The organism is Aeromonas sp. QDB56 (assembly GCF_027705505.1).
GTDB classification, from domain to species: Bacteria; Pseudomonadota; Gammaproteobacteria; order Enterobacterales; family Aeromonadaceae; genus Aeromonas; species Aeromonas caviae.
This window is the reverse complement of record NZ_JAPDBZ010000251.1, coordinates 1-2,057: the sequence shown is the minus strand read 5'-3', so window position 1 is coordinate 2,057 and position 2,057 is coordinate 1. Positions and strand designations below refer to the sequence as shown.

Annotated in this window: 1 protein-coding gene and 1 pseudogene; both read right to left on the bottom strand. The window is 50.4% G+C overall.

The genetic code is table 11. From position 1 onward, the window contains the following. Positions 1 to 295: 295 nt before the first annotated feature. Positions 296 to 637 (bottom strand): carboxymuconolactone decarboxylase family protein, encoded by a 342-nt coding sequence (locus tag OKB81_RS20160; RefSeq protein ID WP_160839155.1) that lies wholly within the window; start codon positions 635 to 637, stop codon positions 296 to 298. A gap of 29 nt (positions 638 to 666) precedes the next feature. After that, positions 667 to 1,980: pseudogene (locus OKB81_RS20155) on the bottom strand (FAD-dependent oxidoreductase); the annotation flags it as partial. Positions 1,981 to 2,057 lie beyond the last annotated feature (77 nt).

The following is a 2,057-nucleotide window of genomic DNA, read 5'->3' as shown; positions in this document are numbered from 1 at the left end:
GTACGACAACAGGTCAACTGAGCGAAATCGGCGCCTGAGAGACTGCTGTCCTGCTTTGGAATTGTGCAACAAGGCCACAGTCCGGTATAGCCCTGATGTTTCTGGCTCACCACAAACGGAGCTCGCACGGAGCCATCTTGGTGTTGCGAGAACGCTAGTTCCAAGGAGTCCGGATTATTGTCACGGGAACCACAAACCATACACTGAGCATGACTTGGTTTGGCAATGAGATAAGGTGTCATCCATTCCTTCTTAGCGGCAGGCCGATAACCAGACTGCCGCATCGGATTATAAATTAACCGGCTAACTCGTCTACGGCTGCCAGCGCCTGTGTGCCATAGATCACCGCCGGACCACCGCCCATCAGGATGGCCACATCAATAGTTTCAACCAGTTCCTGTTTACTCGCGCCAGCTTTCAGCGCTGCTGCCACATGGGCTGCAATGCAACCATCACAGCGTGCAGCAATCGCAATTGCCGTTGCCATCAACTCTTTATGTTTAATGCTGAGTTCACCGTCGTACATCGCTGCTTTATGCAAAGCGAGAAATGCATTCATGGTGTCTGGACTAGCCTTGCGGTAGGCCGATCCGAATTGACGTTGTTCCTGATTAATCTCTGTGTAGTTCTTAGCCATAAAGTACCTCGACAAGTTGTTATTACAGATCAAAACGAATCTGTAACCATCTGATAGGTCTTGTAGCCCCCGGTCAGATTGCGGGCTTGAAATCCGTTTTGTACCAACATGCGATAGGCAACATGTCCGCGCAAACCGACCTGGCAAGCCACCAAAATTTCTTTATCGACAGGTAGCGTATATAAACGATCCCGTAACGCATCGAGTGGAATATTCAATGCGTTCGGAAAGACGCCTGATGCCTCCAGCTCTGGCGGATTTCGCACATCCAGCACGACTTGATCGGAAGCGCCCAGCAATAGTTCTTCGGTGTGACAAATTGCCTCATCACCATTCATCACATTACTGGCAACCATACCGGCTTGGTTCACCACATCACGCGCCGAACCAAACGGTGGCGCATATGTCAATTCCAGATCAGCCAACTGCTGAACGGTCATCCGGGCTCGTTGCGCAACGGCTAAAACATCAATCCGTTTGTCGATACCATCCAAACCAGCCGCCTGGGCACCCAGGATCTGGCCATCCGTTGGATCAAACAGTAATTTCAAGGTCACCGGGTGAGCACCGGGGTAGTAACTGGCGTGACTGGCGGTATGCACGTAAATCTTTTCATAGTTCATATTCAATCGCTTGAGTGTTTTTTCATTCAAGCCTGTACTGCCAATTGCCATGTCAAACAATTTGCAGATCGCTGTGCCTTGTGTCCGGCGATAATGCTCATGGCGACCAAGCATATTGTCAGCAGCAATCCGACCTTGCCGATTAGCGGGCCCTGCCAATGGCACCAGCGCCGCGTCGCCGGTGACGAAATTTTCCGTCTCTACCACATCGCCTACCGCATAAATATCTGGTTCAGACGTTTGCATGGCGCTATTAACCTTGATTCCGCCCAGAGCACCTAATTCCAAACCAGCTTTTACGGCCAGCGTCGTTTCAGGTTTTACACCAATAGCAAGAATGACCATGCCTGTCTGCAACATATCGCCGGAACTCAACATCAAATCCAAGTTATGGGTATGTGTGACGGGGGTGTCATATACAGCAGTCGCCTCAGGTTCGGCCGGATAAAAGTCAGCCACTGAAATGGCCGCCAAACCGGTTTTAAGACGCAAATCGATGCCTTTTTCGCACATATGGCGGTGCAACATATTGGCCATTTCACGATCAACCGGGGCCATAACCTGATCGGAGAGTTCCAAAAGGGTGACGTCAATCCCTCTATGGTGCAGTGCTTCAACCATCTCCAACCCAATAAAACCACCCCCGACAACAGTTACATGCTTAGGCTTCTCCGCTGCCAGTACAACTAGGATCTTATCCATATCCGGTATGCTACGCAGACAGGGCGAGATCGTGAACGTTTTGAAGCAATGTTAAGAGGATTTGACCGACCGATCTGGGTGTGATCTTATACTCT

Coding starts and splice junctions, on each gene's coding strand:
- OKB81_RS20160 (WP_160839155.1), bottom strand. CDS start 637: ATGGCTAAGAACTACACAGAGATTAATCAGGAACAACGTCAATTCGGA.